Genomic DNA, 25,821 nt, shown 5'->3' with positions numbered 1-25,821 from the left:
GGGAGGGGCGGCGGCGGTGGCGGAGGTCATCCGCCGCCGCGGCCGAGCGCCCGCGCCACCCAGGGGCGTTCCCGCGCCTGCCGGGCCGCCCAGCGGCGGGCGTCGGCCGCGCCCGCGCGCAGCCAGAGGAGGGGGGCCGTACCGCGCCCGGTGAGGAGGAGGCGGCGGTTGCGGACGGGTTCGGGCCGCCAGTGCTGCTTGTACGGCTCGCTGCCCCGCAACATGCTCAGGGTGGCCCGCCCGCCCGCGCTGGTCTCGCGCGCCCCGTGGCGGAGCAGCATCGCCGCCACGTCGACCTTGCGGGCGCGCAGCTCCGGGTCGGCGCCGTACAGATAGCCGCCCGCGAGCCGGGGGGACATCAGGGTCAGGTCGGCGGCGACGACGTCCCCGGCGAGCCGGAACTCGGTGACCATCGCGTCGCCGCGCTCGACCATCGGGCGGACGGCCCGGGTGAGGTGCTGGGCGAAGCGTTCGCTGGTGTGCTCGGCGGTCACGCCCCGGCCCTGCCACTGGAGCCGGTGGAGCTCCAGGAGGCGGCCGAGGGCGGCGGGGACCTCCTCGCCGGACACCACGTGCGCGTCGATGCCGAGCGCGTCCAGCTTCCGCAGCTTGGCGCGGACCCGCTGGGCCTTCCCGGACGGGATCCGTTCGAGGAGCCCCTCCATGGGGACGGCGGGCAGCTCCAGGCAGAGCGAGTCGGGCAGCCGGCGGCGCGGGCCGCGCCAGTGGGCGAAGACGCGCTCGACGGCCGCCCCGGGCCGGACCTCCCGCAGGTCGAGGACCGTGCCGCGGGCGGCCCGCGCGAGGGCGCCGGCCAGGGCGGGCACCGCCTCGGGGCAGTCGTCGTCGAGGAGGACGTCCGTGAAGTCGGTGATGGCACCGCCGAGTTGGGTGAGGACGGGCAGCGGGCCCCGGGCCCGCATCAGGGGCGCGGCGGCGACGAGCCCGCCGTCCTCCCGCCGTACGAGCACCACCCGCAGCGCACCGGGACGGCCGTACGAGAGCCACCAGGAGTGCAGCCAGGAGTGGGACTGGAAGGGGGTGGCGGAGGAGCAACGCCCGTACAGCGCCGTCCACTCGGCCGAAAGCCGCCCGAACTCCTCCTCGTCACGGCAGACCTCGGTCCGCAGGGCTCTCGGGCTCACACCGCCTCCGGCTGGTGCGCGGCGACCGCCGGGGCGGGCACCGAGGCGGTCGCGGCCGGGGCGGTCGCCTGCCGGGAGTGCCGGGCCCCGTCGCGCGCGGCGGCCCGCTTCGGGCGGACGAGGAGGACCAGGCCGCCGAGGAGGCCGCCCGCGCAGCCGCCGACGAGCGCGGAGAGCGGCGCCGAGGGGGAGACGGGGGTGAGGGGCTTGGTGGCGCGGGAGAACTGGACGACCTTCACCCCGGTGTTCCCGGCGACGTGCGAGCTGTCGAGGACGAGCGCGCGGGCCACCCCGTCGGCCATCGAGACCGCCTGGGAGGGCTTCGCCGACCGCGCGGTGATCGAGATCATCGGCGCGTCCGGGGAGGTCGCGGCCTGCACGTTCTTCCGCAGGGTGTCGGCGGTGACCCCCGCCCACACCTGGGCGTCGCCGGTCACCGCGATGTCGGTGGCGACCCGCCCGTACGCCTGGGCGAAGCCGACCACCGACGCGGGGTCGGACTTCTCGGCCGGTACGACGATGACGTAACTGGTCGCCGCGTACTCCGGGGCCTTCAGGGCCCCGTAGCCGCCGCCGAGTACCGCGCCGGCGAGGACGGCCGCCGGGAGGACCGCCCAGCGGCCCGGGGAACGCAGACCTGCGGGGAGGAGGGCACGGGGTGGGGTGCTGTTCATGGGACGGGTTCACTCACTTCGCGGGAGAGGGGGTGCCGTGGACGGCCTGGTCGTAGAGGGACATCAACTGCCGTGCGCTGTGCGCGATGTCGTAGCGGCGGGCGGCCTCCGGGACCGGGAGCCGGGCGAGCCGGGCGCCCTGGATGCCGCGCAGCGCGGAGATCAGCTCGGGCACGGACCCGCCGATCCGGCGCGCGCCCGGCGCCGCGTCCGGGGTCAGGTCGTCGACCGCCGGGCAGGCCACGTACAGCGCGGGGAGGCCCGCGGCGAGCGCCTCGACGACCGCGAGCCCGAAGGCCTCGTCGGGGGAGGTGGACACGAACACGTCCATCGCGGAGAGGAGTTCGGGCAGCGAGGGCCCGAGCTGCCCGCCGGCCGGCGGGTCCGCGCAGGCCCCGAAGAGCAGGATCCGGCCGGCCGCCCCGCACTCCCGGGCGATCCGCAGCAGCTCCTCGCGGTGCTCGCCCTCGCCGACGAGCAGCAGCCGGGCCTCCGGCACCGAGGCCACCGCCCGGACGAGCCGGTCGAACCGCTTCCCGGGCACGAGCCGCCCGACCCCGCCGACGACGTACGCGTCCTCGGGGATGCCGAGCACGCCCCGGGCCAGGCGCCGGGCGCGCGCGTCGAAGGCGAACCGGCCGGTCTCGATGCCGTTCGGCACCACCCGGACGCGCTCCGGGGGCACGCCCCACTCCGCGAGCCGGCGGGCGACGCTGGGCGAGACGGCGACCGTGGACGTGCCGAGCCGCTCGGACGCCAGATAGAGGGCGCGGGTGCCCGCCGAGAGCGGCCGGCCCTCGATCTGCGTCTCGCCGAGGGAGTGCTCGGTGGCGATGACCCGGCGCACCCCGGCGAGCCGGGCCGCCGTCCTGCCGTACACGCACGCCCGGTAGAGGTGCGTGTGCACGAGGTCGTAGCGGCCCTGCCGGACGATCCGGGCCAGCCGGGGCAGCGCCCCCAGGTCGCGGTTCCCGGTCATGCCGAGGTGGGTGACGGGCGTGCCGTCGGCCTCGATGCCCAGGGCGACCGCGCCCGGGTTGGTGAGCGTGACCACCTCGCTGCGCGTCGGCAGGTGGCGGAGCAGGAGCCGCAGCTGCTGCTCGGCGCCGCCGATGCCGAGGCCGGTGATGACGTGCAGGACCTTCACGGCGCACCGACCGCGGCCGGGCCGTACGGGGCGGGGGACAGGTCGCCGGGGTGGCGGCGGCGCAGCGGGTGCAGGACGCGCTTGGCGGTGAGCCGCCACGGGGTGTCGTTCTCGCCGATGTGGACGCGGGGCAGGGCGTACGTGCCGGTGTGCTCGCCCGGGTCGATCGCGCAGGCGTAGCGGTAGCCGGCCTTGCGGACGGCGCGGATCGCGCGCGGGTCGACCCGCCCGTACGGGTAGCAGAAGCCCTCCACCGGCCGGCCCGTCATCTCCTCCAGGAGCTCGCGGCTGTGCCGGGTCTCGGCGGCCAGCGCCGCGTCGTCGGCCTCGGTGAGCGGGACGTGCCGCAGGCCGTGCGAGCCGATCTCCATGCCGGCCTCGGCGATCCGCCGGATGCCGTGCTCGTCGAGGAGCTGCTTGCGCGGCCCGTCCGCGTCCCAGCCGTTCTCGCCGCCGAGGCGGCCCGGCAGGACGTACACCGTCGCCGTGAAGCCGTGCCGGCGCAGCAGCGGCAGCGCCGAGTCGAGGAAGTCCGCGTACCCGTCGTCGAAGGTCAGGCCCACGAGCCCCTTGGCACGGCCCTCGGCGGTGGCGGCGAGCAGTTCCCGCACCGAGACCCCGCGCAGCCCCCGGTCGCCGAGCCAGTGCAGCTGCCGGGCGAAGCGCACGGGGGAGACGGTCACCCGGTACGGATCGTCAGCGGTGTCCGTGATCGAGTGGTACATCGCCACCCACAGGGGCGGCTTCGGCAGCAGGCGGCGCAGCGCGGTGGCGGCGGGCATGGGGGGTCCTCCGGAAGGCGGAGCCGGACAGGGGCGGGATCTCGGGCGCCTTGGCGGCGCAGGCGATGAAGAGCAGGAAGACGCCGACGACGACCAGGCCGGTGACGGCGACGGCGAGGACGGCGGAGCCGATCGCCAGCTGGCAGAGCCAGCCGGTGCCGGTGGCCCAGGCGCCCGCGGTGGCGAGCCGGAGCAGTCCCTCGCCGAGCCGGCCGGCATGGAGGGGGACGGCCTGGCGGTGCGCGCCCCGCAGCAGCAGGACGGCGGTGAGGGTGATGCCGAGGGCGTTGGCGGCGGCGATGCCGACGGCGCCCCAGTAGTGGGCGCCGGGGATTCCGGCGGCGGCGGTCGTGGCGAGTCCGGCGGCCATGGCGGCGGCCGGGTACCAGAGGGGGCGGGCGGCGGAGAAGTAGCAGCGGACGAGGGCGCCGACCATCGTCTGGCCGAGCAGACCGAGCGCGTACACCCGCATGACGGCGGCGGTGGCGGTGGTGTCCTCGCCGGTGAACTCGCCGCGCTCGAAGAGCAGTTCGACGATCCGGGGGGCGGCGGCGATCACCGTCGAGGAGCCGACGAGCACGACGACGGCGGCGAGCAGCAGGTCCCGCTCGACCCGGCGCCGGGCCGCCTCGGGATCGCCCGCCGCGAGCGCGCGGGCGACCACCGGGAAGCTGACCGTGCACAGCATCAGGGAGAGGATCATCGGCATCTGCGCGACCTTCTGCGCGTAGTTCAGATGCGAGATCGCGCCGGCGGGCAGCGGCGAGGCGAGGAACCGCTCGATCAGGGTCTGCGACTGGCGGCACAGCGAGAACACGACGACGGGCGCGACGAGCCCGAGGGCCAGGATGCGGCCCTCGCCCGTGGAGGCGGGCGCGACCTGCCCCTGCCGTCGGGGTGTCCGCAGTTCGCGCAGGAGCGCGGGCGCCTGCACGAGGACCATCAGGACCCCGCCGACGGCCACCCCGGCGGCGGCGGACCGCACCCCCCACGGCTCGCGGAGCACCAGGATCGTGCCGATGATCCCCACGTTGTACGCGACGTAGATCGCCGCCGGCGGCAGGAACCGGCCGTGCGCGCGCAGCGCCGCCGAGCAGTACCCGACCAGGGCGAAGGACAGCACGCAGGTCCCGGTGAGCCGCGTGCAGTCGACGGCGAGCGCCGGATCGGGAAGCCCCGGCGCGAGCGCGGCCACGAGCAGCGGCGCGGCGACGATCAGGACGACGGCGGCGATCCCGAGGGCGAGGACGATACGGGGGAGGGTGCCGCGCACCAGGGCGTGCACCGGGTCCTCCCCGGACAGGGCGCCCGAACGGCGGGCCAGGGCGCGGGAGAAGGCGGGCACCATGATCAGCGCCATCGCGTCCTCGATGAGCAGCGTCGAGGCGAACTCGGGCACCGTCCACGCGACCAGGAACGCGTCGGTCCCGGCCCCGGCCCCGAAGTACCCGGCCATGATCTGGTCCCGCACGAGCCCCAGCACCGCCCCGGCCGCCGTCAGCCCGGCGGTCACGGCCGCCGCCTTCGCGAGGAACCCGCCGCCCCCGGGCGCCCCGGCGCGGGGTGCCCTCGTGCGGGCGTGCGCCCTGCGCCCGGGGGGCGGCTCCGTGACAGCCGTCGCCGTCGCCGGCCGACCGGCGGGGTGACGCGCCACCCGCCGGGCCCTGGTGATCAGCCCGGAGCCCATGGCGCCCCGACCGGCCGCCGCCTCGGGCTCCGCACCGGTCCGGGAGGCCCCGGCGCCCGTACCGGTGGCCCCGGGGGCTTCGTCGGCCCCCGCCCCGTATGCCCTGTGGCCCCCGGAGGGTCCCGTCCCCGGCAGCGCGACGGCCCCCGGGGCCCACGGGGAGTCCGTGGGGCTCGGAGGCGAGGCGGGCCAGGGGTCGGTCAGGGGGGTGCCGCAGGGAGGCCGGGGCGAGGGGGGTGAACCGTCGGCCCACGGCGCGTCCGTGGGCTCCGGTTCCCCGGCCCACGGGTCACGCACGCCTCACCTCCGCCAGCGACCACCAGGCCGCCAGACCGAGGACGACCGACATCAGGACCGTCGAGGGGCCGCCGATGTCCGCGTAGAAGAAGTCGACGAGCTGCCAGACGAGCAGCCCCGTCGCGACGAGCGCGCAGTCCGCGCCGAGCCGCCGGCGCCGCAGCGCGCCGACGAGCAGCGCCACCCAGCCGCCCGCCAGGGCGAGGAGCCCGAGGAGGCCCTGCTCGCTCAGCACGAGCAGGTACATGTTGTGCGGGGAGAGCAGCGGCTGGCGTGCGAAGGCGGCGCCCGCGCCGGCCGTGTCGCTGCCGGAGGAGAGCGCGAGCGAGGCGTTCGAGTCGCGGTACTGGGGGAAGCCCTTGAGACCGACGCCCGTGACGGGCTCCGTCCGCCACATCCGCCCGGCCGCCGCCCACAGCGTGTACCGGTCCGTCACCGACTGGTCCGGCGCGGCCGCCACCTGCGTGATGCTGGCGGCCCGCTCCTTCACCATCTCCGAACCGATCCCGAGGCCGCCGACGAGGACCACCCCGAGCGCGGCCGCCACGAGCGCCACCCGCGCCGCCCGCCGGACCCCGGCCAGCAGCAGCTGGACCGCGCAGGTGAGCACGGTCGCGATCCACGCGCCCCGGCTGAACGACAGCACCAGCGGGACGAAGAGCAGCCCCGCGCAGACCACGGCGGCCGTGCGGACCCGGCCCGGACCGCTGCCGAGCGCGATCCCGACGGCGACGACGAGGCCGTACGCCACGACCGTCGCCATCCCCATCACGTCCGTGGCGCCGAAGGTGCCGACGGCCCGGACGTCCTCGCCCTGGTACGAGGCGCCCGTGCCCGTCAGGTACTGGGCGACGCCGACCGCGCCCTGGAGCAGCGCGAAGGCGACCAGGCCCCAGGCGACCACGGCGAAGTCCCGCCGGTCGCGGATCGTCAGGAGCACGGCCGCCGGGACGAGGACGAAGATCTGCACGTAACGGGCGACGCCCGGCAGGCTCGCCGCCGGGTCGTGCGAGGTGATCGCGGACAGGCAGATCCCGAGGACCGGCAGACCGAGGACGAAGGCCGCCGCGCGGGTCAGCGGCCGGGCCCCGTCGCGCACCACCCGCACCAGGCAGACCAGGACCAGGAGCCCGGAGGCCGCGTCGGCGACCGTCCCCGTGCCGCCGGTGCCGCCCTGCGCGCCGCCGCCGCCCGGGACGAGCAGCAGCGCGATCACGGCGAGGACCGGGGACAGCGCCCCGGCCCGGCGGGCCCAGTCCCGTACGTCCGGCGCCGCCGGCACCGTCACGGCCGTGGCCATCCTCAGCTCCCCGTGGGTCGGACGAGCCCGGCCGCCGTGCGCAGCAGGATGCAGACGTCCTGCCAGAGCGACCAGTGGTCGATGTAGTGGTTGTCGAAGCGGCAGCGGTCCTCGATCGAGGTGTCGCCGCGCAGCCCGTGCACCTGCGCCAGACCCGTCAGCCCCACCGGCATCCGGTGCCGGGCCGCGTACCCCGCGTGGATCTTGCTGAACTGGGCGACGAAGTACGGGCGTTCGGGCCGGGGCCCGACCAGGCTCATGTCGCCGCGCAGCACGTTCCACAGCTGCGGCAGCTCGTCCAGCGAGGACTTCCGCAGGAAGCTCCCGGCCGCGCTCATCCGCCGGTCGCCCGCCACGTTCCACCGGGTCGCCGACTCGGTGTCGTCGGAGGGGCGCAGCGTACGGAACTTCAGCAGCGTGAAGTGGCGCCCGTGCTGGCCCACCCGCTCCTGCCGGAAGAGCACCCCGGGACCGTCCGAGAGCCGCACCGCCAGCGCGCACAGCAGCAGCACCGGCAGCGCCAGCGCGAGCGCGGGCGCGGCGAGCGCGATGTCGAGGGCCCGCTTGGCCCCCTGCCCGGGCCGCTCGCGCAGCGGGACGACGCGCTGCAAGGCGTACCCCCACATGTGCGCGCCCATCGGCCCGTCCTGCTGCCGGCCGCCGGCCCGCCAGGTGGCGCAGCCGTACTGCTGGAAGAGCGACACGAGGCCCGGCTCGTCGTCGAGGAACACCGCGTCGCGCACGGCGTTCTGGATGACCGCGCGGTGGATCTCCTCGGTCGTGGTGAGCACCGGAAGCCCGGCCTCCCCGGCCGCCCGGGGGATCCCGCCCTGCTCGGGGACGCCCACGATCCCGACCGGCCGCATCCCGTACTCGGGGTGCTGGGCGGCCGCCGCGGCGAACCGGCGCGCGGCCCCCGTCCCGCCGATGACGAGCGCCGACCGGGGCCGCTCGCGGGCGATCCGGCGCCGCCGCCCGAGCAGCGCGGCGCGGACCAGGCACACCAGGGCGAGATGCGTGAGGTAGGCGGCGCAGAGCCGCAGCGGCCCGATCGCCAGGGCGGGGGAGTACGCGGCGACCGAGGCCGCCGCCAGGCACCAGGCGAACCCGGCGCGGGAGCCGAGCGCGGGCAGTTCGTCGAGGGCCCGGACGTGCGGGGCAGGCCGGTAGAGCCCCGCCTGCCCGTCGAGGACGAGGACGAGCGCCACGACCGGCAGGACGAGCCGGAGGTCGTGGTGCGCCGTGCTCAGCACCGAAGCGGCGGCGAGGACGGCCACGGCGTCGACCGCCACGAGCGCCGCCACGCCGGACCGCTGCCGCACCCGGCGGTGGCGGGGCAGCGCGAGCCGGCCCGGCGCCCCGCGGCGCGGCGCGAGGGAGGCGAGGCCGAGGGCCTGGCCGGCCGTGGGCCAGGGGCCCGGAGAGGGAGGAACGCTGGTACTTTCCGTGGTCACTGCGCAATCGGCTCTCTGTGCTCGGCCCCCCGCACTCCGGCCAGCTCGCGGTAGACGTCCGCGACGGCCGCGCCCGTGCGCCGGACATCGAATCTGCTGAGGACGTGCTCGTGGGCCTCGCGGCCCAGACGGTGCCGGAGCTCCGGCCTGCCGAGGAGGCGGACCAGGGCGGCGGCGAGCGCTGCCGGGTCCTCGGGCGGGACCAGGCACAGGGGTTCATGGGCGGGCGGCAGGCTCTCGCGGGCCCCGTCCACGTCGCTGACGACGACCGGCCGCCCGGCGGCCATGGCCTCCAGGGGCGCGAGGGCCATCCCCTCCCAGCGGGACGGCAGGACGACCACGTCGGCGGCCCGGTACCAGGGAACGGTGTCCCCGACGGCCCCGGTGAACCGCACCGAAGGACCGGCGCCGGACCGCAGCGCCTCCTCGTCGGGGCCGTCGCCGACCAGCACGAGCCGCGCCGCGGGCACCTCCGCTAGGACGGCCGGCCAGGCGTCGAGCAGGACGTCCTGCCCCTTCTGGCGGCAGAGCCGGCCCACGCAGACGACGGTGGGGGCGGGGTTCCCGGGCGGCCCGTCGGTCGCGAACCGGGCCGTGTCCACACCGTTGTGGACGACGGACCAGTCCGCCGCGACCCCGGCCTCCTCGCCGGTACGCCGCTCGGCCTCGCTCACGCAGAGGATCCGGTCCGCCCACCGGGCGCCGAACCGCTCCCAGACCCGGGCGACCGCTGCCGTCGTCCCCCCGACCGCCTCGAAGGACCAGGCGTGCGGCTGATACACCGTCGGAATTCGTCCCCGCACGGCGAGTCGGGCGCACAGGCCGGCCTTGGCGCTGTGCGCGTGGACGAGCCCGGGCCGGACCGTACGGATCACCCGGGCCAGCTCCCGCGTCTCGCGCAGCACGGCGGGACCGGGGTCGCGGCCGGCCCGCCAGTCATGGGTCTCGGCGCCCTCGGCGCGGACGGCGGCGGAGAGCCCGGTGCCGGGCGGGCAGGCGACCACGACGCGCAGACCGGCTGCGCGCTGGGCGCGGACCAGGTCGACGACGACACGGGCGACCCCGCCGTCGCCGGGCTGGACCGCATGCAGGACGGTGACGGACGCGAGGTCCGTATCGAGTGGTGACCGCACGTCAGCGCCGGACGGAGTCGTATCCGAGGCTGGTCGTACGATCGGCCCGGCCGGCCCCGAATTCGGTGATGACGGAAAGAGCCGCTGAATTCCGCATACAGGATCTCCGCTTTGATGAGAGAAGGGAGGGAAGACCCGAGAAGGCCGGGGGAGAGGAAGGTGTCGTCCGCACGAAATGGGTGAACGCGCGGCGGGCCCGGAAGCAACGTTCGGGAACGTTATAACCCCGATGCGGAGCGATAGTACGCATTAGATGCCCGGAAACGCTAACTCCCGTATCTGTGCGCCCGGTTCCTCGTTGAGCGTGTTGCGCCATTCCACGCCCAGTCGCTCGAATGGCCCTCCTATGGCCCAAAGATCGGTTGAACGTCACCCGTTCGGGAGAGCAACCGATGAAAACCAGGGGCGTTGTTGAGGGAGCCGGGCCGAACAGTCCGCGCAGTCCGAGTTGGATGAATTCGATCGAGGAGCGCCTCCCCATGTCCCGTATCGCCAAGGCCGTTGTCCTGACCGTGGGTGCCGCCGCCGCCGTCGCCGGTGCCACCGGTGTCGCCGCCGCCGACGCCGGCGCCGAGGCCGCGGCCGTGAAGTCCCCCGGTGTCCTCTCCGGCAACGTCGTCCAGGCCCCGATCCACATCCCGGTCAACGTCTGCGGCAACACCGTCAACGTCATCGGTCTGCTGAACCCCGCCTTCGGCAACACCTGCGTCAACGCCTGATCTGGCACGCCTGATCGGTCCTTCCGGAGCCGGTGCGCCCACCCCGCCGGGGCGGGCGCACCGGCTTTCCCCTTGTCCGCACTGGTCCGGTACTCGTTCGGACGCACCCTCGTGCGCCGTTCGGTGCAACGGCGTACGCCCCTTCGAGGGCAGGCTGCGGGGCAGGATTCACTCGAACGGGGACGTGGCGCTCCGTGACGCAGCGGTTGCGGAGGGCTATAACCGCAGGCACCGTGAGAGGGCAGTTGTCCGACGCATAAGGAAAAGGAACACATATGCGTCTCCTGGCCACACGCCGTCTCAGCGCCCTGGCGATATCCGCCGCCCTCACCCTCGGCACGGCGGGACCCGCCTTCGCCGGCGAACACCACCCCGCCACCGCGGCCGACCGGACCGCCCACGCGCCCCTCCCGGACGCCACCGCCCTCGATGCCGACTCCGGGCAGCTGTCCGCGGCCGACGTCGAGGCCCTCAAGGCACAGATCGCCGCGGCGGTCGAGGAGGCGAAGTCCACCGCCACGGCGACCCCGCCGGTCGCGGGCCTCCCGGTGGCCCCGCCGGCCGCCGCCCCCGCGGACGTCGCGTCCGACACCCTCGCGAGCGTCCAGAAGGCGGTCGCCGACCTGCTCGCCGCCGTCACCTCCGGCGACGCCGGCGGAGTCGTACCCACGGTCACCTCGACCCTGACCTCGCTGGTCGACCTGGTCGTCTCCACCGTCCTCGGCGGCGGGTCGCCCACGCTCCCGACGCTCCCGGTCACCGCGCCCGAGCTGCCCGTCGCCCCGCCGGTCACCGCGCCCGAGCTGCCCGTCGCTCCGCCGGTCACCGCGCCCGAGCTGCCCGTCGCTCCGCCGGTCACCGCGCCCGAGCTGCCCGTCCGGTAGCACCCCGCACGCCCGTACCGGCCCGGTATCCACCGGGCCGGTACGGCTGTGCGATCGGCAAATAGCACCGGCTCTCATCGATCGGGTGCAGTACCGAGAAATCCTTCCTCCCGGAGTTTCCGGGGCGCTCACTCCTCGTTACAGAAGCAGAACGAAGTACAGGATTCGGCCAAGAGCCCTGTACGGAACGTGACTTGAAAGCACAGAGGAAGGACTCACTCCATGAAGCCCACCAAGGTCGCCGCGGTCGTCGCCGGTTCGCTGATGGCCCTGGGTGCCGCCGCGCCCGCCATGGCCTCCGAGGCGCTGACCCCCACCAGCCTGAACGGTGGCCTCGAAGCGATCGCCGCCAACGGGCTCAAGAGCGACATGCTGAGCAGCACCACGGACGGCTCCCCGGTCCAGACCGTGACCAAGGCGGCCGACCAGCTGAACACCGCCACCAAGGGCGCCAAGCTCCTCGGCGGCCTCCCGGTCCCCGGCGGTCTTCCGCTGGGCGGCTGACAGCACCTCAGTACCCCTGTCCCCACGGGCACTTACGGCGGGCCTCCGGGCCGCTGTTCCTCACGGTCGGCTGATCGAATGATTTTCTGATCAGCTGCCGTGTGGCCCCGGCTTCACGCCGGGTGCCGACCCATACCCTCTGGCCAATCCCACATGAACGGCGGTGTGGATCAGGCCGGGCGGAGCGAGGGGGGATCCTCGCCGGTCTCTCCCTTTGTCCAGAGGAAGAGCGGTATGCGGTCCATCATCAGCAGGAAAGTACTCACCGCGGCGGCAGCGACCGGCGTCCTGTCACTGAGCGGCGGATTCGCCCTGGCCGCGAACTCCCACTCCGGTGCGGGCGACGGGCCGGGCCCCGGCACGGCCCGCCATGTCCAGGCACCCTTGCCGCCCGGCGTCTGCGACATGCACCACGTCGCGGCAGCCGTCGGCGACCTCTGCGGCCAGCCGGCGGAGGAACCCGACGGCTACGGCGACAACGGGCAGGGCCCGACGGGCCACCCGACCCACCACCCGACGGGCCATCCCACGGGCCACCCGACCGGCCATCCCACGGGTCACCCGACGGGTCATCCGACCGGTCACCCGACGGGGCACCCCACTGGCCATCCCACGGGCCATCCGACGGGTTATCCCACCGGCCACCCGACCGGCCACCCGACGGGTCACCCGACCGGCCACCCGACGGGTCACCCGACGGGTCATCCGACGGGTCATCCGACCGGTCATCCGACGGGTCATCCGACCGGTCATCCGACGGGTCACCCGACGGGTCACCCGACGGGTCATCCCACGGGTCACCCGACGGGTCACCCCACCGGCCACCCGACGGGCCACCCCACCGGCCATCCCACGGGTCACCCCACCGGCCACCCGACCGGCCATCCCACGGGCCACCCCGGTGGTCACCCCTCGGGGCACCCCACCGGCCACCCGACGGAGCACCCCACGGGCTACCCGACCGAGCACCCCACCGGGAAGCCCACCTGTGAGCAGCCCGCTCCCGGTGAGGGGCCGCATGGGTGTGGGGAGCTGCCCCACACGGGCAGTGAGCCGATGCTCATGGGGGCGGCCGCGGTGAGTGCCGCTCTGATCATCGGAGGAGGCGTCGTCTACCTCCGGGGCGGACGGATCGCGCGCCGGCACTGATGTCGCGTCAACCAGGGCCCTCGCCTTCACCGGTGAGGGCCCTGCGCGTTGCTGCACATGGGTTAGTACCGCGACGTTTCGGCCGAGGGGCTCGTTCTCCTCACATGAATCTGCGTTCTCACGCGGGCATGGGCCTCCTCATGACCGCAATCGCCTCCGCCGCCCTGGCCTCTCCCGCCGCCGCCGTCGAGGCACCGGTGGTCGTCCCGCTCCAGGGCCTGGAGCCGGTCCTGCCGATGGACGCGCCGACCGTGGCGACCGGCGTTCCCGTTCCGATGCCCGGTGCGCCCACCGGCTTCCAGAAGGGCGTCGGCGCGCTCCCGGACGTCACCCTGCCGAGCGTGCCGCTCACCGGCACCCTGCCGGAGACCGTCGTGGACGCGCCGCTGCCCCGGCTCCTCAAGGGCAGCGAGCCCGGCAGCGCCGGGCTCAGCAGCCCGCACTCGGAGATGAAGGCGTCCACTCCGGGCGCCATCCTCGGCACCCCGGTGGAGGCCCCGCGCGGCAACGGGCTCGCCGGGATCCCGCATCTGGCGAAGCCTCAGCTCGGGCTCCTCACCCCGGTGCTGAGCGGAGCCCTCGACCCCCAGCTCGGGCTGGCGCCGGACGCGGGCTGACGCGGCCGGTTTCCGTTCATTCGTACGACCTTTGACCGGGCGGGTGAAGACACGATTCTTCCCCGCCACCCCAAGGGCTTTCGGTCGTTGCAAGAGAAGGCTTGTCGCATGGCCGCGGCCCGCGGACCGGAGGCGTCCCGCCGCATCCGGCGGCGGACGGAATCCGGGTTCGCGGGCCATTTTTTCGGTTTTCCTTCCTCCCGTTCGGCCCAATGCCCGTGACCAGGTGAGGGGGCGGGCGTTGAACGGAAGTGACGGCCGTGATTCCTGCGGTCGCTTTCCAGCCCAAGGAGTTCTTGATGTCTCGCATCGCGAAGGCTGCCGCTGTTCTCGCCGGCACGGGTGCCGTTGCCCTCAGCGGAGCCGGCCTGGCCGTCGCCGACGCCGGCGCCGAGGCCGTCGCCGCCCACTCGCCCGGTGTCGCCTCCGGCAACGTCCTGCAGGTCCCGATCCACGTTCCGGTCAACGTCTGTGGCAACACCGTGAACGTCATCGGTCTGCTGAACCCGGCGTTCGGCAACACCTGCGCCAACGTCGACGGTGGCCACGGGCACGGCGACGGCGGCTACGGCGGCTACGGCGACTGATCGCCCCCCGCTTCACACGGATGTCCCCCCGGCCGCTGGGCCGGGGGGACATCCGTGCGTGGGGGCTCAGACGTACCGGTAGATCCGGCTGTGGTCGAACATCGAGGCCGGGGTCACGCCCCAGGGCGCCATCGGCTCGTGCCGGGCGGCGACCTTGCGGTACTGGGAGTCCCCCAGCGGCGGCGGCTCGGCCGGCAGGTAGGCGGCCCCGGGGTTCCGCTGCTGCCAGCGCGACCAGATCAGGTCGACGAAGGAGTGGTGCAGCCAGAAAACCGGGTCGTTCACGGAGCCGCCGCCGAGCATCAGGCCGCCGACCCAGCGGTGCACCCGGTTGTGGACGCGGAAGCGCTCGTTGCCCCGGCCCGGCGCCCAGCCCTCCAGGGCGTTGCGGAAGCCGCTGGAGCTCGTCGAGTTCCAGGGGGCCGCGTCGTACACCCGCTCGCGCATCACCTCGTCGAGCTGGGCCGGGGTGGGGAGCGTGATCGGGTCGCGGGGGCGGCCGAAGTCCCTGGTCAGGTACCGGACGTCGGTCATCGACTGGGTGATCGTCCAGCGTCCGGCGGAGGCCGCGAAGGGCCCCGTCATCACCTGGAGGTCGGCGCGGCGGCCGTTGCCGCCCATGAAGTCCTCGCCCCAGATCGAGGAGGCGGGGGAGTTGTCCCGGGTCCAGTCCCAGTACGGGACGGAGACCGTCGGGTCGATCCGGCGCAGGGCCGTCTCGAACTCGAGCAGGAACTTGCGGTGCCAGGGCAGGAAGCTCGGCGTCATGTGGGCGATGCGGAGCCGCCCTTCGCCGTCGGCCGTGTAGTAGTCGATGTGGGTGCGGACGAAGCGGTCGTACGCACCGGTGCGCTTGAGCTCCAGGACGGCGGCGACGAACTTGCGGCGCTCGGCGCCGGTCAGATCGCGCTGGTTCTTACGCGTGTACACCACGCGGGCTCCCTCCCGTCGGATCGGTGTGGACGCCGTGGGCGCCCGCGAGGGGGGAGAGCCGGGCGGTGCCCAGCTCGTCCACGGCCGCGCGGGTGGCCGCCAGGGGCGTCGGGCAGGACTCGTAGTGGTCGATCGGGGTGACCCAGCCGCCGTCGGCGCAGCGCATCAGGTGCAGCGGCCGGCCGTCGACGAGGGCCGTCGGCTCGCCCCCGGGACCGGAGAAGCCGAGCAGCCGGCGGCCCCGGTACATCTCGTCGAAGGCATGCGGATCGCGCGTACCCCCCGATTCCGGCAAGGCCGGTTCCGGCCGGGCCGTGATGCGGCCGAGCGCACCGCCGGTGAAGGCGGTGACGGCCAGGGCGAACAGGGACCGCAGTGCGACGCGGCGCGGGACGATCATCAGTGATCTCCTGGTGGTCGGCTTATGCCCTCAGGGCACAACGATGAAAACCCGCGTTCGTTGCGGCGGATATGGCAGCGGCGTGAATGTCGGCCGTTCGAGTGAATTCGGCACGGGGAACGGGTGGTTGGAGCATTAGCATCCCGATTCATGACCACTTCCAACGTCGTTTCCTCGGCGCGCAGCGCCTCTCCGCTGGGAACTCTCACGGTGATTCCGTGGTCCAGCGAGCCCTCCGCCGAATCGGCGGGAACGCCGTTCCTGATGGCGTATTCGCTCGGCGACGGCCGGGACGGGCCGGAGGCCGGTCAGCAGGCGATGCGCGCGGCCCTGGAGTCGATGGACCTCACGGTCGGCGACCGGCTCTTCGACCTGGAGAAGGACGCCGGGATCAAGGCCTCGCTGCTCGTCGAGGCGGGTTCGGCCGTCCTCACCCTGCCCTTCCTGAAGGTGCAGTGCCCGGTGCCGGACGAGTGGCAGGCGGCGGCGCGCGAGCAGGGCAAGGTGTACTTCATCTGCTCCGTACGCCCCTGGGCCGAGGGCGTGCCCGGACAGCCCGTCGACGAGGCGCGGCTGCGGGCCTTCGTCTCGGACGAGGAGATGCTCGCCGACAGCGCCCACGTCCTGCTGCCGGTCCGCCGCGTCCAGGGCTGAGCGGGAAGGGGCGGGCCATGGCGACGGTGGACGTACGGGGAGGGGTGCCGGGTCAGCGGCGGGACGGGGCCGCGCGGGAGACCGACGGGACGGTCGGCGCGAGCCGGGCCCTGGGCTGGCTGCTCGTCGTCACCGGGGCGGCGGGCGTCCTCGCCGGCTGGGTGATCACGATCGACAAGTTCAAGCTCCTCGAAGACCCCGGTTTCCAGCCGGGGTGCAGCCTGAACCCGGTCGTGTCCTGCGGCAGCGTCATGAAGAGCGAGCAGGCGGCGGTGTTCGGCTTCCCGAACCCGATGCTCGGGCTCGTCACGTACGCCGTCGTCGTCGCCGTCGGTGCCGGGCTCCTCGCCGGGGCCCGCTACCGGGGCTGGTTCTGGCTCGGCCTCAACGCGGGGACGCTCTTCGGGGTCGGCTTCTGCACCTGGCTGATGTACCAGTCGCTGTACGAGATCAACGCGCTGTGCCTGTGGTGCTGTCTGGCCTGGACCGCGACCATCGTCATGTTCTGGTACGTCACCGCGCACAACGTCCGGGAGCGGGTGCTGCCCGCCCCGGCGGGGCTGCGGACCTTCTTCGGCGAGTTCGCCTTCGCCCTGCCCGTCCTGCACATCGGGGTCGTCGGGATGCTGATCCTGACCCGCTGGTGGGACTTCTGGACGAGCTGACGTGAGCCGACCTTCCTCCCGGCTCCCCCGGTTCACCTGGCCGCGGGCCGCACTGACCGTGCTGCTCGCGGCCGTCGCCGTGTGGCTGCTCGTGCCCGACCGCGGCGGGGCGCCGACCGCGCCCGAGGGGGAGCCGGAGCCGCTGACGGGAGTCCCCTCGGGCTTCTTCACCGGCTCGGACGAGGCCGGGGTGCGGCGGATCGCGCAGGTGCAGGAGTGGCTCGGCGGCGACTCCCTGACCGTCGGGCACACGTATCTGCCGGGCGACCGCTGGTCCAACATCGAGGGGCATCCGGCGCTGTTCACGCCCTGGGCGCGCTGGAAGGCGGAGCGGCCGGGGCGCCTGTTCGTGCTGAACGTGCCGATGCTCGACCGCAACGAGGCCGGGCTGCCGGACGCCGAGGTGCGGGCGGGGCTGCGGCGGGGCGCGGCCGGCGGGTACGACGGGCACTTCCGGACCCTGGGGGAGCGGCTCGTGGCGCACGGGCTCGGCGACGCGGTCCTGGTGCTCGGCTGGGAGATGAACGGCACCACGTACAGCCATCGCTGCCGCCCGGACCCGACGGCCTGGAAGGCGTACTGGCGGCGGGTGGCGGGGGTGCTGCGGGGGGTGCCGGGGCAGCGGTTCCGGCTCGACTTCACGCCGAGCCGGGGTCTGGACGCCATCCCGTGGCCGCACTGCTACCCGGGCGACGACGTCGTCGACATCATCGGCATGGACGCGTACGACCAGCCGGCCGGGCTCCCCTTCGAGGAGCAGGTGGACGAGGAGTACGGCCTCGCCCACCACGTGCGCTTCGCGGCGGCGCACGGCAAGCCCGTCTCGTACCCGGAGTGGGGGCTGTTCCGGAACGGCGACGACCCTGCGTACGTACGGGGGATGCTGGCCTGGTTCGCGACGCACCGGCCGGTCTACCAGACCGTCACCGACTACTGCCCGCACGGGGTGTGGGGGTGCACCGACAATCCGGCGTCCGCGCGGATCGTCAGGGGCGCGCTGGGGGCACCGTCAGGCCGGTCCTGAGGGTGTCGACCGTGCGGTCGAGGAGGGTGACGAGGTCGTCGGTGCGGCCGTGTTCGGCCCAGTGGAGGGTGGCCTCGCGGAGCGCGCCGAGGACGGCCGCCGTGAAGATCCGTACTTCGAGGCCGTCGGCGTCCCGGCCGGTGCGGTCGGCGATGGCGCGGGCGAGGCGGCGGCCGGTGGTGGCGGTGGTCTCGGTGAGCCGGGCGCGGACGGCGGGGATCTCCACCATGAGCCGGGCGCGCAGCCGGGTCTCCTCGGGCTCCGTGTCGAGGGCGGTGCGGACGGCTTCGAGGACGACCGCCCGGAGCGATTCGAGCGGCTCCTCCGCGGCGGGGCGGGCGCGCAGCCGGGCTTCGAGCAGGTCGTCGTCCTCGTCGCCGAGGAGGATGTCCTCGCGGACGGGGAAGTAGCGGACGACGGTGGAGGGGGAGACCTCGGCGGCCGCGGCGATGCGGTCGGTGGTGGTGGCGTCCCAGCCGTGCTCGGCGGCGAGCCGGTAGGTGGCCTTCCGGATCGCCGCGCGGGTCTTGGCCTTCTTGCGTTCGCGGAGGCCGGGGCGGTCGTTCATGACCCCATCGTCCCAGCTCAGGCGTGCTGGTAGGCCACCAGCGAGATGCCGACGTAATGGACGATGAAGGCCGCGAGGGTCAGCGAGTGGAAGACCTCGTGGAAGCCGAACCAGCGCGGGGAGGGGTTCGGGCGCTTGATGCCGTAGATGACGCCGCCCGCGCTGTAGAGCAGTCCGCCGACGATGACGAGGACGAGGACGGCGATGCCGCCGGTGCGCATGAAGTCGGGCAGGAAGAAGACGGCGGCCCAGCCCATCGCGATGTAGCAGGGCGTGTACAGCCAGCGAGGGGCGCCGACCCAGAAGACGCGGAAGGCGATGCCGGCGGCGGCCGCGGCCCAGACCGCCCACATGAGCGGCTTCGCCGTGGAGTCGGGGAGCAGCAGCAGGGTGAGCGGGGTGTAGGTGCCCGCGATGATCAGGAAGATGTTGGCGTGGTCGAGGCGCCGGAGCACGGCCTCGCCGCGCGGGCCCCAGTTGCCGCGGTGGTAGAGCGCGCTGATGCCGAAGAGCAGGCAGGCGGTGAGGACGTAGATCCCGCAGGCGATGCGGGCGCGGGGCGAGTCGGAGAGGGCGACGAGGACGAGGCCCGCGACGATCACGGCGGGGAACATGCCCGCGTGCAGCCATCCTCTGAGCCGGGGCTTCGTCGGGAGCGGCGCGGTGCGCTCGGTCGGGATCACTTCCGGCGTGGCTGCAGTCATGGAACGGAATCCTAGCTACGCCTCCGTAGGTACCGGATATGAGTGGCGATGCTCACGTGTGCACCCCCCTGGACATATGGGCGAATGAGTCGGATGATCAAATGAGTGCGGTCGGCACCGGATGAGCAGCTACGACGCATCCGGGTCGCAGCCCCCACGGGGCATACAGCGGAATACACCCCTCAACAAGGAGCAATCGTGGCGCGCGACAACGCGGCTCCCCTTCCCACCCAGCACCAGGAGCTCGTCTCCTGGGTGAACGAGATCGCCGAGATCACCCAGCCGGACAACATCGTCTGGTGCGACGGATCCGAGGCCGAGTACGAGCGCCTGTGCGAGGAGCTCGTCGCCAAGGGGACCTTCAAGAAGCTCGACCCGGTCAAGCGTCCGAACTCGTACTACGCCGCCTCCGACCCGTCCGACGTCGCGCGCGTCGAGGACCGGACCTTCATCTGCTCCGAGAAGGAGGAGGACGCGGGCCCGACCAACCACTGGAAGGCCCCGGCGGAGATGAAGGAGATCTTCGCGGGCGAGAAGGGCATCTTCCGCGGCTCCATGCGCGGCCGCACCATGTACGTCGTGCCCTTCTGCATGGGCCCGGTCGGCTCCCCGCTCTCCGCCATCGGCGTCGAGATCACCGACTCCGCGTACGTCGCCGTCTCCATGCGCACCATGACCCGCATGGGACAGGCCGTCCTCGACGAGCTCGGCACCGACGGCTTCTTCGTCAAGGCCGTCCACACCCTCGGCGCCCCCCTGGAGGAGGGCCAGGAGGACGTGCCGTGGCCGTGCAACTCCACCAAGTACATCTCGCACTTCCCCGAGACCCGCGAGATCTGGTCGTACGGCTCGGGCTACGGCGGCAACGCCCTGCTCGGCAAGAAGTGCTACGCGCTCCGCATCGCCTCCGTCATGGCGCGTGACGAGGGCTGGCTCGCCGAGCACATGCTCATCCTGAAGCTGACGCCGCCGCAGGGCGAGGCCAAGTACGTGGCCGCCGCCTTCCCGTCGGCCTGCGGCAAGACCAACCTCGCCATGCTGGAGCCGACCGTCCCCGGCTGGACCGTGGAGACCATCGGCGACGACATCGCCTGGATGCGCTTCGGTGAGGACGGCCGCCTCTACGCCATCAACCCCGAGGCCGGCTTCTTCGGCGTCGCGCCCGGCACCGGCGAGCACACCAACGCCAACGCCATGAAGACCATGTGGGGCAACTCCGTCTTCACGAACGTCGCGCTCACCGACGACGGCGACGTGTGGTGGGAGGGCATGACCGAAGAGGCGCCCAAGCACCTCATCGACTGGAAGGGCAACGACTGGACTCCGGACTCGGAGACCCCGGCCGCCCACCCGAACGCCCGCTTCACCGTCCCGGCCGGGCAGTGCCCGATCATCGCGCCGGAGTGGGAGGACCCGAAGGGCGTGCCGATCTCGGCGATCCTCTTCGGCGGCCGCCGCGCCTCCGCCGTCCCGCTGGTCACCGAGTCCTTCGACTGGAACCACGGCGTCTTCCTCGGCGCGAACGTCGCCTCCGAGAAGACCGCCGCCGCCGAGGGCAAGGTCGGCGAGCTGCGCCGCGACCCCTTCGCCATGCTGCCGTTCTGCGGCTACAACATGGGCGACTACATGGCCCACTGGGTCAAGGTCGGAGCGAACGCGGACGCGGAGAAGCTCCCGAAGATCTACTACGTGAACTGGTTCCGCAAGAACGACGCGGGCAAGTTCGTCTGGCCCGGCTTCGGCGAGAACAGCCGCGTCCTGAAGTGGATCGTCGAGCGCCTCGACGGCAAGGCCGAGGGCGTCGAGACCCCGATCGGCGTCCTGCCGACCGCCGAGTCCCTCGACACCGACGGCCTGGACCTGCCGGCCGAGGACCTGGAGTTCCTCCTCACGGTCGACCGTGACGTGTGGCGCGAAGAGGCCGCCCTCGTCCCCGACCACCTGAACACCTTCGGCGACCACACGCCGAAGGAGCTGTGGGACCAGTACAACGCGCTCGTGGAGCGCCTCGGCTAGTCCCCCTCGAACTCGTGGTGGGCTGCCCCGAAACACCGCCCTGACCAGTGGGGTCACGACGGTCCACCACGACGCAACCGGCCCCCGGAGCCCCCTCAGGCTCCGGGGGCCGGCGCATGTCCTCAGTCTCCCCGCTCCTCCACGTACCGCGTGTGGATCTCCTGGCGGATCGCCTCCGCGTCCCGGAGGGCGGCCGCGATGGCCGTCGCCTCCTCGTGGAGCGCGGCCAGTTGGCGTTCGAGGTGGCTCTCCGGCGGCTCGGCGCCCGGTGTGAACCGCGACCACCACCGGGTCCGTACGAAGGTGTCGACGGCCTCCGGGATGTCCTGCCGCACCGCGCGGCCCAGGACGTGCAGATGGTCCGGGTCGCTCACCCAGCCCGGTTCGAGCAGGGCCTCGACGAGGGTGGCGAGCCCGGTGAGCTTCTCGCGGGCGGACGGCGGCAGCTCCACCTCGGTGAGGTACGCGCGCAGGGTCGCGAAGTCGGCCCGCAGGGCGTCGAGCTGCTCGCCCGCGTCCGGGAAGCGCGGGGTGCCGGGCCGCTCGGGCGGGGCGATCAGCGCCCCCGCCGCGTACAGGCCGCCGACCACCAGCGGCCACAGTCCGCCGGCCGCGCCGGTGAGGGCGATCCCGACGCCGACCAGGCCGAGGGCGCTGCCGGTGAGGTTCTTGCGGGACTCGGCGTACCGGAGCAGCCGGCTACTGGTAGCCACGGATCTCCTCGAAGGCGCCGTCGAGCGAGCCCTTGGTGGCGTCGAAGAGCTTGCCGCCGGTCAGGCTCGCGATGTGGTCGAGCTCGCCCCGGTCGGAGTCCCCGAAGAGGATCGGGAAGACCGGGGTGCGCTGCTGCCCGGCCGGGAGGGAGCGGTAGAAGGCGTCGAAGGCGGTCGCCGGGTCGCCGTCGGTGTTCTCCCCGTCCGTCATCAGGACGACCGAGGTGAAGGAGTCGTCGCCCGGGGCCTTGCCGAGGAAGCGGTAGGCCTCCTGGAGGCTGGAGTAGACGGCGGTGCCGCCGGAGGCCGAGAGCTTCCCGGCGTCGGCGCGGATCGCGTCGAGCGCCGCCTTCGGGGAGGCCGGGTCGACCGTGTGCGTACGGACCTCGTCCTGCTTCACCGAGGAGCCGAAGGGCATCAGGGTCACCTCCTCCCGGTCGCGGAAGTCCTCGGTCAGCTCGGTGAGCGCCGACTTCAGCCGGTCGAGCCGCTCGCCGCCCATGGAGCCCGAGGTGTCGAGCACGTACACCGTGCGGGAGGGCCTGCGCAGGGTGTTGTCGTACGCGTCGAGCAGCCCGTCGGCGACGGCCCGGCTGCCCGGGAACGGCAGTTCGCGGCGCGGGTCCCGGGCGAGCGCCGGGGCCGGGGGGACCCCGGCGACGACCGGGCGGCGCAGGGTCGTCCCGGTGATCCGCCGCTGGGCGTCCGGGGTGCGCAGCCAGGTGGTGAGCCGGCCCGCCGCCTCCTTCGCCTCGGGGCGGGCGGAGGTCAGCAGGGTGAGCGGGTAGTCGGCGGTCACGACACCGTCGGACGGGCGGATCACGGTCAGCTTCTCGGGCGCGGACAGCAGCACGGACTCGTAGTTCACGAGCGCGTCGACGTCGGTGCGGCGGGCGTAGGCCGTGGCGAGCCAGCCGGAGGAGCCCGAGGTCAGCTTCTGGCCGGTGAAGAACTCCTTGAGCTTCGGGGTGGCCTTGGTGACGTCCTCCTTGGTGAGGGCCGACTGGGCGCCGGAGAGCCCGGAGGCGACCGAGACGAGCGCGGAGAAGCCGGAGTTGGAGCGCTTGGGGTCGGTCATGCCGTACGTCAGTCGACCATCGGCGACGGCTCGGTGCAGCTGTGACCAGGTGACCTTCGCCGGGTCCCAGCCGAGCCGGGCGACGGCCGCGGGCCGCACGCCGACGGCCACCGGCGAGGTCATGATCGGCGTCTCGCCGGTGATCTTCTTCGCGGTGTCCGGGCGGAGCCGGAGGTAGTCGTTCGAGGAGAGCCAGACCGCGTCGTACGCCTTGTCCGCCTCGCCGGACGCGATGCGCTCGACGGCGTCCAGGGTGCCGGCGTAGGTGGGGCGGACGGTGATCCCGGTCGCCTTGGCGGCCTCGTCGAGGACGGGGGCCATGTCGGCGAGCTCGGAGGAGGCGAGGACCCTCAGGGTGCCGGTCCTGTACTCCGTGCTCCGGGCTTCGGGACGGCCGCTGTCGTCACCGCCGCCGTCGCCGCCGGAGCAGGCGGTGGCGAGGAGGGCGAGGGCCAGGCCCGCGGCCGCGCGGGTCAGGGTGCGGGTTCTCATACGGGTTCTCATGCGGGGCCGCCCTCCAGGGAGCTCGTCCGGTGGCTGCGCTCCAAGTGGGCGCTCGCCTCCTGGAGTTCGGCCGTCAGGGACTCGACCGTCGCCGCCATCGACTCCGTCGCCCGCGCCTTGTACGTGTCGATGGCGTCGAGCGTGCGGTAGATCTGCTGGAAGGCGGTACGGAGCGTCTCCGCGCCCACCGCCGGGTCCGCCGCGATCCGCTGGATCTCGCCCGCCTGGCCTTCGAGCATCGCGGCGTTGCCCTCGATCAGCTTCTCGGTCGTCGAGCGCAGCGCCTTCACCTGCTCGGTGACCTTCCGCTGGTTCTCCAGGGCGGCCGCGAGCATGACCGCGATCCGCAGCGCCGACACGGTCGTCGTCGCCGCCCGCTCCACGCCCTTGATCAGCTCGTCGTTGTTCCGGCGGACCACGTCCATCGCCAGGTATCCCTGGGCGCAGACGGCGAGCTGGGTCAGCAGGTCCTGGTGCTTCTGCCGGACCGGGAAGAGGACGTCGGCGCGGAGCGCGTCCGCCCGCGCCGGGTCGGGGGCGAGGGCGATGCGCTCCTCCACGGCCGCGTCGAGGGCGTCGGTGAGCACCGCGTACTCCTGGAGCTTGCCCATGGTCTCCCACAGCCGGGCCCGCTCGGTCCGCAACGCGGCGTTGTCGCGGTGCAGTTCGTCCCGGCCGCTGCGCAGCGCGTCGACGATCCGGTTCAGGGTGGCCTGCGAGGAGGCGTACCGGGCGACGTGGTCGCGCAGCTTGTTGCCGCCGGGCAGCTTGGAGAGGAGGCCCTTGAAGCCCTTGGCGGGGGTGTCGCGGGGGTCCAGGTCCTCGACCGTGCGCCGGAGTTCGACGAGGGAGGAGCCGACCCGGGCCTGCGCGTCGCCGCCGCCCGCGCCTTCGCTCAGGGAGCGGACCGTGCGGTCCAGCATCCGGTTCGACTGCTGGGCGGCGGAGCGCATCTCGCCCGAGCCGAGCGCCGTGATCTCGTCGACCCGGCCGGCGAACTCGGGGGAGCGCGGGTCGAGTCCGGACAGCGCGCCGACGTACTCCTCGGCCCGGCGGGACATCTCCGTGCGGACCGACTCGTCCAGCGGCACCAGGCCGGAGGCCTGCTCGGCGCGGACGGCGGGCACGGGCTCGGGCGGGGTGAGGACGAGCGGGGCGTCGTCCTCGGGCGGTGTCAGGGCCATCGTCCTTCTCGGATCGTTCGGCGTCGTCATGCGGTGTCCCCCTGGTCGCGGGCCCGCAGCGCCATCTGGTGCAGCACCTCGCTGGTGGGCACGGGCGCCTGGCGGACTCCGGTCAGCGTCTGGTTGAGGTATGCGGTGTGGCCGTCGGTCGCGGCGGTGAACTCGCTCGCCGCGCCCTGCGGCCGGAAGCCGTGGCGGACCGCGAGCTTGCGCAACTCGGGGTCGGTGGAGAGGAGTTCACCGAGCGCCCGGCCGTTCTCGGTGAGCGGTACGAGGGTGTGGTCGCTGTTGACCGTGGTGTCCGGGTAGAGGACGACGAGGTCGCCCATGGGGCGCCCGGCGAGCAGCTGGGCGGCGACCTGCGACTCGTACACGAGGACGAGCGGGTTGCCGACGCCGCTGACGAAGTCCCGGAAGGGCGCGTCCGAACTCGACTGCTGGGCGCCCTGCACCTCGACGAGCTTGCGCATGAGCGGGGCCGTGCGGGTGACGGCGGCCTTGTCGCCCGCGACCCGCCCGCCGTCGGCGACGTAGCTCGCGGCGGCGAGGTACAGCGCGCCGGAGCTGGAGGCCACCGGGTCGGTGGAGGTGATGAAGAGGGTGCCGCTCAGCTCGGCGTGCCCGGCGGAGCCCTTGAGCTGCTGCCAGGTCCGGTCGGCGCGGGCCGCCGCGAGGTAGGCGTCCATCTTCAGGGTGCCGCTCGTGCCGCGCGGGCCGAGGGTCGCCAGGCCGTTGGCGGCGAGGACCTGGGCGGCGGCGCTGTGCGCGACGACGACGAGCGGCGAGTAGAAGGGCCGGAGCGGGGCCGACAGCGCCTTGTCCTTCGCCTTCGCCTGCGCCTTGGCGCGGATCTCGTCCGCCGGCCCCTTGGAGGAGGGGAAGGCGAAGTCGTAGCCGTCGAGGGGCAGTTCCTCCATGTCCCAGGACCCGGAGGTCTCGGTGGCCACGGTGAAGCCCTTGGCGGACAGGGCCTTCACCACCTGCGGATCGGCGAAGAACTCGGCCTTCTCCGACCCGATGACTCCTCGCACGGTCTTCGTTGCCGTGCCCGTGTCCTTGTCGCCGCCCGTCACGAGGACGGCGGCCACGCCGCCGAGGAGCAGGACGGCCAGGACGATTCCCAGGATGCGTCTCACGCGGGCAGCGTGCTCGCGGAAACCCACATTCCAGGGGGAGTTGGGTGTACGGCGGGTGAAGGAGCGATCCCGGTACCGAACCGGAGCGGGGGCCGCCGTATCCCGGGTGTTCGGGCTTTGGTGGGCGCCCGGCCCGCGTGGTTCGTGCCACGCGGGCCGGGGC

The 25,821-nt window shown here is 73.7% G+C and carries 25 protein-coding genes; 9 read left to right on the top strand and 16 right to left on the bottom strand.

Features of this window, described 5'->3' with window-relative positions; translation table 11 throughout:
- Positions 1–26: 26 nt before the first annotated feature.
- The 8 genes from ACH4TP_RS02725 to ACH4TP_RS02690 form a co-directional block, all read right to left on the bottom strand.
- On the bottom strand, positions 27–1,145 hold the full coding sequence (locus ACH4TP_RS02725; protein WP_389220250.1) for a GNAT family N-acetyltransferase: 1,119 nt from the start codon (positions 1,143–1,145) through the stop codon (positions 27–29).
- Entirely contained in the window at positions 1,142–1,819 is a 678-nt protein-coding gene (locus ACH4TP_RS02720; RefSeq protein ID WP_398186913.1) for a lipopolysaccharide biosynthesis protein, read from the bottom strand. Before ACH4TP_RS02720 ends, ACH4TP_RS02725 begins: the two co-directional genes overlap by 4 nt.
- Before the next feature lie 13 nt (positions 1,820–1,832).
- Positions 1,833–2,966 carry a glycosyltransferase gene (locus ACH4TP_RS02715; protein ID WP_398186910.1) on the bottom strand — a complete coding sequence of 378 codons (1,134 nt, stop codon included), beginning with the start codon at positions 2,964–2,966 and terminating at the stop codon, positions 1,833–1,835.
- Positions 2,963–3,748: a polysaccharide deacetylase family protein gene (locus ACH4TP_RS02710; RefSeq protein ID WP_398186907.1), complete on the bottom strand. Its 786-nt coding sequence runs from the start codon at positions 3,746–3,748 to the stop codon at positions 2,963–2,965. Before ACH4TP_RS02710 ends, ACH4TP_RS02715 begins: the two co-directional genes overlap by 4 nt.
- A complete protein-coding gene (gene murJ / locus ACH4TP_RS02705; RefSeq protein ID WP_398435365.1) occupies positions 3,663–5,261 on the bottom strand; it encodes a murein biosynthesis integral membrane protein MurJ in 1,599 nt (532 codons plus the stop codon). Before murJ ends, ACH4TP_RS02710 begins: the two co-directional genes overlap by 86 nt.
- 463 nt (positions 5,262–5,724) lie before the next feature.
- Entirely contained in the window at positions 5,725–7,032 is a 1,308-nt protein-coding gene (locus tag ACH4TP_RS02700; RefSeq protein ID WP_398435364.1) for an O-antigen ligase family protein, read from the bottom strand.
- Positions 7,033–7,034: 2 nt separating this feature from the next.
- Entirely contained in the window at positions 7,035–8,486 is a 1,452-nt protein-coding gene (locus tag ACH4TP_RS02695; RefSeq protein ID WP_398435362.1) for an exopolysaccharide biosynthesis polyprenyl glycosylphosphotransferase, read from the bottom strand.
- Positions 8,483–9,619: a glycosyltransferase gene (locus ACH4TP_RS02690; protein ID WP_398186895.1), complete on the bottom strand. Its 1,137-nt coding sequence runs from the start codon at positions 9,617–9,619 to the stop codon at positions 8,483–8,485. The genes ACH4TP_RS02695 and ACH4TP_RS02690 overlap by 4 nt, the downstream gene beginning before the upstream one ends.
- Before the next feature lie 479 nt (positions 9,620–10,098).
- Between ACH4TP_RS02690 and ACH4TP_RS02685 the strand changes: the two genes are divergently transcribed.
- The 5 genes from ACH4TP_RS02685 to ACH4TP_RS02665 all read left to right on the top strand — a co-directional run bounded on the left by ACH4TP_RS02685 (position 10,099) and on the right by ACH4TP_RS02665 (position 14,079).
- Positions 10,099–10,338: a chaplin gene (locus tag ACH4TP_RS02685; RefSeq protein ID WP_389220226.1), complete on the top strand. Its 240-nt coding sequence runs from the start codon at positions 10,099–10,101 to the stop codon at positions 10,336–10,338.
- Between the two features lie 275 nt (positions 10,339–10,613).
- Positions 10,614–11,222 carry a hypothetical protein gene (locus tag ACH4TP_RS02680; protein ID WP_398435360.1) on the top strand — a complete coding sequence of 203 codons (609 nt, stop codon included), beginning with the start codon at positions 10,614–10,616 and terminating at the stop codon, positions 11,220–11,222.
- Between the two features lie 222 nt (positions 11,223–11,444).
- Positions 11,445–11,726, top strand: coding sequence for a hypothetical protein (locus tag ACH4TP_RS02675; protein ID WP_389220220.1), 282 nt, complete (start codon positions 11,445–11,447; stop codon positions 11,724–11,726).
- 1,253 nt (positions 11,727–12,979) lie between these two features.
- Complete coding sequence (locus ACH4TP_RS02670) at positions 12,980–13,492, top strand: hypothetical protein (protein WP_389220216.1); 513 nt, start codon at positions 12,980–12,982, stop codon at positions 13,490–13,492.
- Between the two features lie 299 nt (positions 13,493–13,791).
- Entirely contained in the window at positions 13,792–14,079 is a 288-nt protein-coding gene (locus ACH4TP_RS02665; protein ID WP_398435358.1) for a chaplin, read from the top strand.
- A 66-nt stretch (positions 14,080–14,145) separates the two neighbouring features.
- Here ACH4TP_RS02665 and ACH4TP_RS02660 read toward each other — a convergent pair whose 3' ends face one another.
- Both ACH4TP_RS02660 and ACH4TP_RS02655 read right to left on the bottom strand, forming a co-directional pair.
- Positions 14,146–15,012 (bottom strand): tyrosinase family protein, encoded by an 867-nt coding sequence (locus ACH4TP_RS02660; RefSeq protein WP_389220210.1) that lies wholly within the window; start codon positions 15,010–15,012, stop codon positions 14,146–14,148.
- Positions 14,996–15,412 (bottom strand): tyrosinase family oxidase copper chaperone, encoded by a 417-nt coding sequence (locus ACH4TP_RS02655; protein ID WP_389220207.1) that lies wholly within the window; start codon positions 15,410–15,412, stop codon positions 14,996–14,998. The genes ACH4TP_RS02660 and ACH4TP_RS02655 overlap by 17 nt, the downstream gene beginning before the upstream one ends.
- Before the next feature lie 150 nt (positions 15,413–15,562).
- On the opposite strand from ACH4TP_RS02655, the gene ACH4TP_RS02650 reads away from it, so the two are divergent.
- From ACH4TP_RS02650 to ACH4TP_RS02640, 3 genes are read left to right on the top strand one after another with little or no spacing between them, the layout of a single operon-like run.
- A complete protein-coding gene (locus ACH4TP_RS02650; RefSeq protein WP_398435356.1) occupies positions 15,563–16,066 on the top strand; it encodes a DUF5949 family protein in 504 nt (167 codons plus the stop codon).
- Between the two features lie 17 nt (positions 16,067–16,083).
- Positions 16,084–16,731, top strand: coding sequence for a vitamin K epoxide reductase family protein (locus ACH4TP_RS02645; RefSeq protein ID WP_398435354.1), 648 nt, complete (start codon positions 16,084–16,086; stop codon positions 16,729–16,731).
- Between the two features lies 1 nt (position 16,732).
- Positions 16,733–17,755, top strand: a complete 1,023-nt coding sequence (locus tag ACH4TP_RS02640; protein ID WP_398186882.1) for a glycoside hydrolase family 26 protein — start codon at positions 16,733–16,735, stop codon at positions 17,753–17,755.
- Here ACH4TP_RS02640 and ACH4TP_RS02635 read toward each other — a convergent pair.
- Positions 17,718–18,323 carry a TetR family transcriptional regulator gene (locus tag ACH4TP_RS02635; RefSeq protein WP_398435352.1) on the bottom strand — a complete coding sequence of 202 codons (606 nt, stop codon included), beginning with the start codon at positions 18,321–18,323 and terminating at the stop codon, positions 17,718–17,720. The genes ACH4TP_RS02640 and ACH4TP_RS02635 overlap by 38 nt on opposite strands.
- Positions 18,324–18,340: 17 nt before the next feature.
- Positions 18,341–19,027, bottom strand: a complete 687-nt coding sequence (locus ACH4TP_RS02630) for a hemolysin III family protein (RefSeq protein WP_398186876.1) — start codon at positions 19,025–19,027, stop codon at positions 18,341–18,343.
- 198 nt (positions 19,028–19,225) lie between these two features.
- On the opposite strand from ACH4TP_RS02630, the gene ACH4TP_RS02625 reads away from it, so the two are divergent.
- Positions 19,226–21,043, top strand: a complete 1,818-nt coding sequence (locus ACH4TP_RS02625; RefSeq protein WP_398186874.1) for a phosphoenolpyruvate carboxykinase (GTP) — start codon at positions 19,226–19,228, stop codon at positions 21,041–21,043.
- A 122-nt stretch (positions 21,044–21,165) separates the two neighbouring features.
- Here the strand turns inward: ACH4TP_RS02625 and ACH4TP_RS02620 are convergent, their stop codons facing one another.
- The 4 genes from ACH4TP_RS02620 to ACH4TP_RS02605 are packed head-to-tail and all read right to left on the bottom strand — an operon-like array spanning position 21,166 to position 25,685.
- On the bottom strand, positions 21,166–21,756 hold the full coding sequence (locus ACH4TP_RS02620; protein ID WP_398435350.1) for a hypothetical protein: 591 nt from the start codon (positions 21,754–21,756) through the stop codon (positions 21,166–21,168).
- On the bottom strand, positions 21,743–23,326 hold the full coding sequence (locus tag ACH4TP_RS02615) for a substrate-binding domain-containing protein (protein ID WP_398435348.1): 1,584 nt from the start codon (positions 23,324–23,326) through the stop codon (positions 21,743–21,745). Before ACH4TP_RS02615 ends, ACH4TP_RS02620 begins: the two co-directional genes overlap by 14 nt.
- An 8-nt stretch (positions 23,327–23,334) precedes the next feature.
- Positions 23,335–24,552 carry a toxic anion resistance protein gene (locus ACH4TP_RS02610; protein WP_398435347.1) on the bottom strand — a complete coding sequence of 406 codons (1,218 nt, stop codon included), beginning with the start codon at positions 24,550–24,552 and terminating at the stop codon, positions 23,335–23,337.
- Positions 24,549–25,685, bottom strand: a complete 1,137-nt coding sequence (locus tag ACH4TP_RS02605; RefSeq protein WP_389238541.1) for a hypothetical protein — start codon at positions 25,683–25,685, stop codon at positions 24,549–24,551. Before ACH4TP_RS02605 ends, ACH4TP_RS02610 begins: the two co-directional genes overlap by 4 nt.
- Positions 25,686–25,821 lie beyond the last annotated feature (136 nt).

Origin of the sequence: Streptomyces sp. NPDC021012 (genome assembly GCF_044333355.1) — a bacterium.
Classification (GTDB): Bacteria; Actinomycetota; Actinomycetes; order Streptomycetales; family Streptomycetaceae; genus Streptomyces.
Note: the sequence above shows the minus strand (reverse complement) of the source record. Positions and strands in the feature narration are given on the sequence as shown.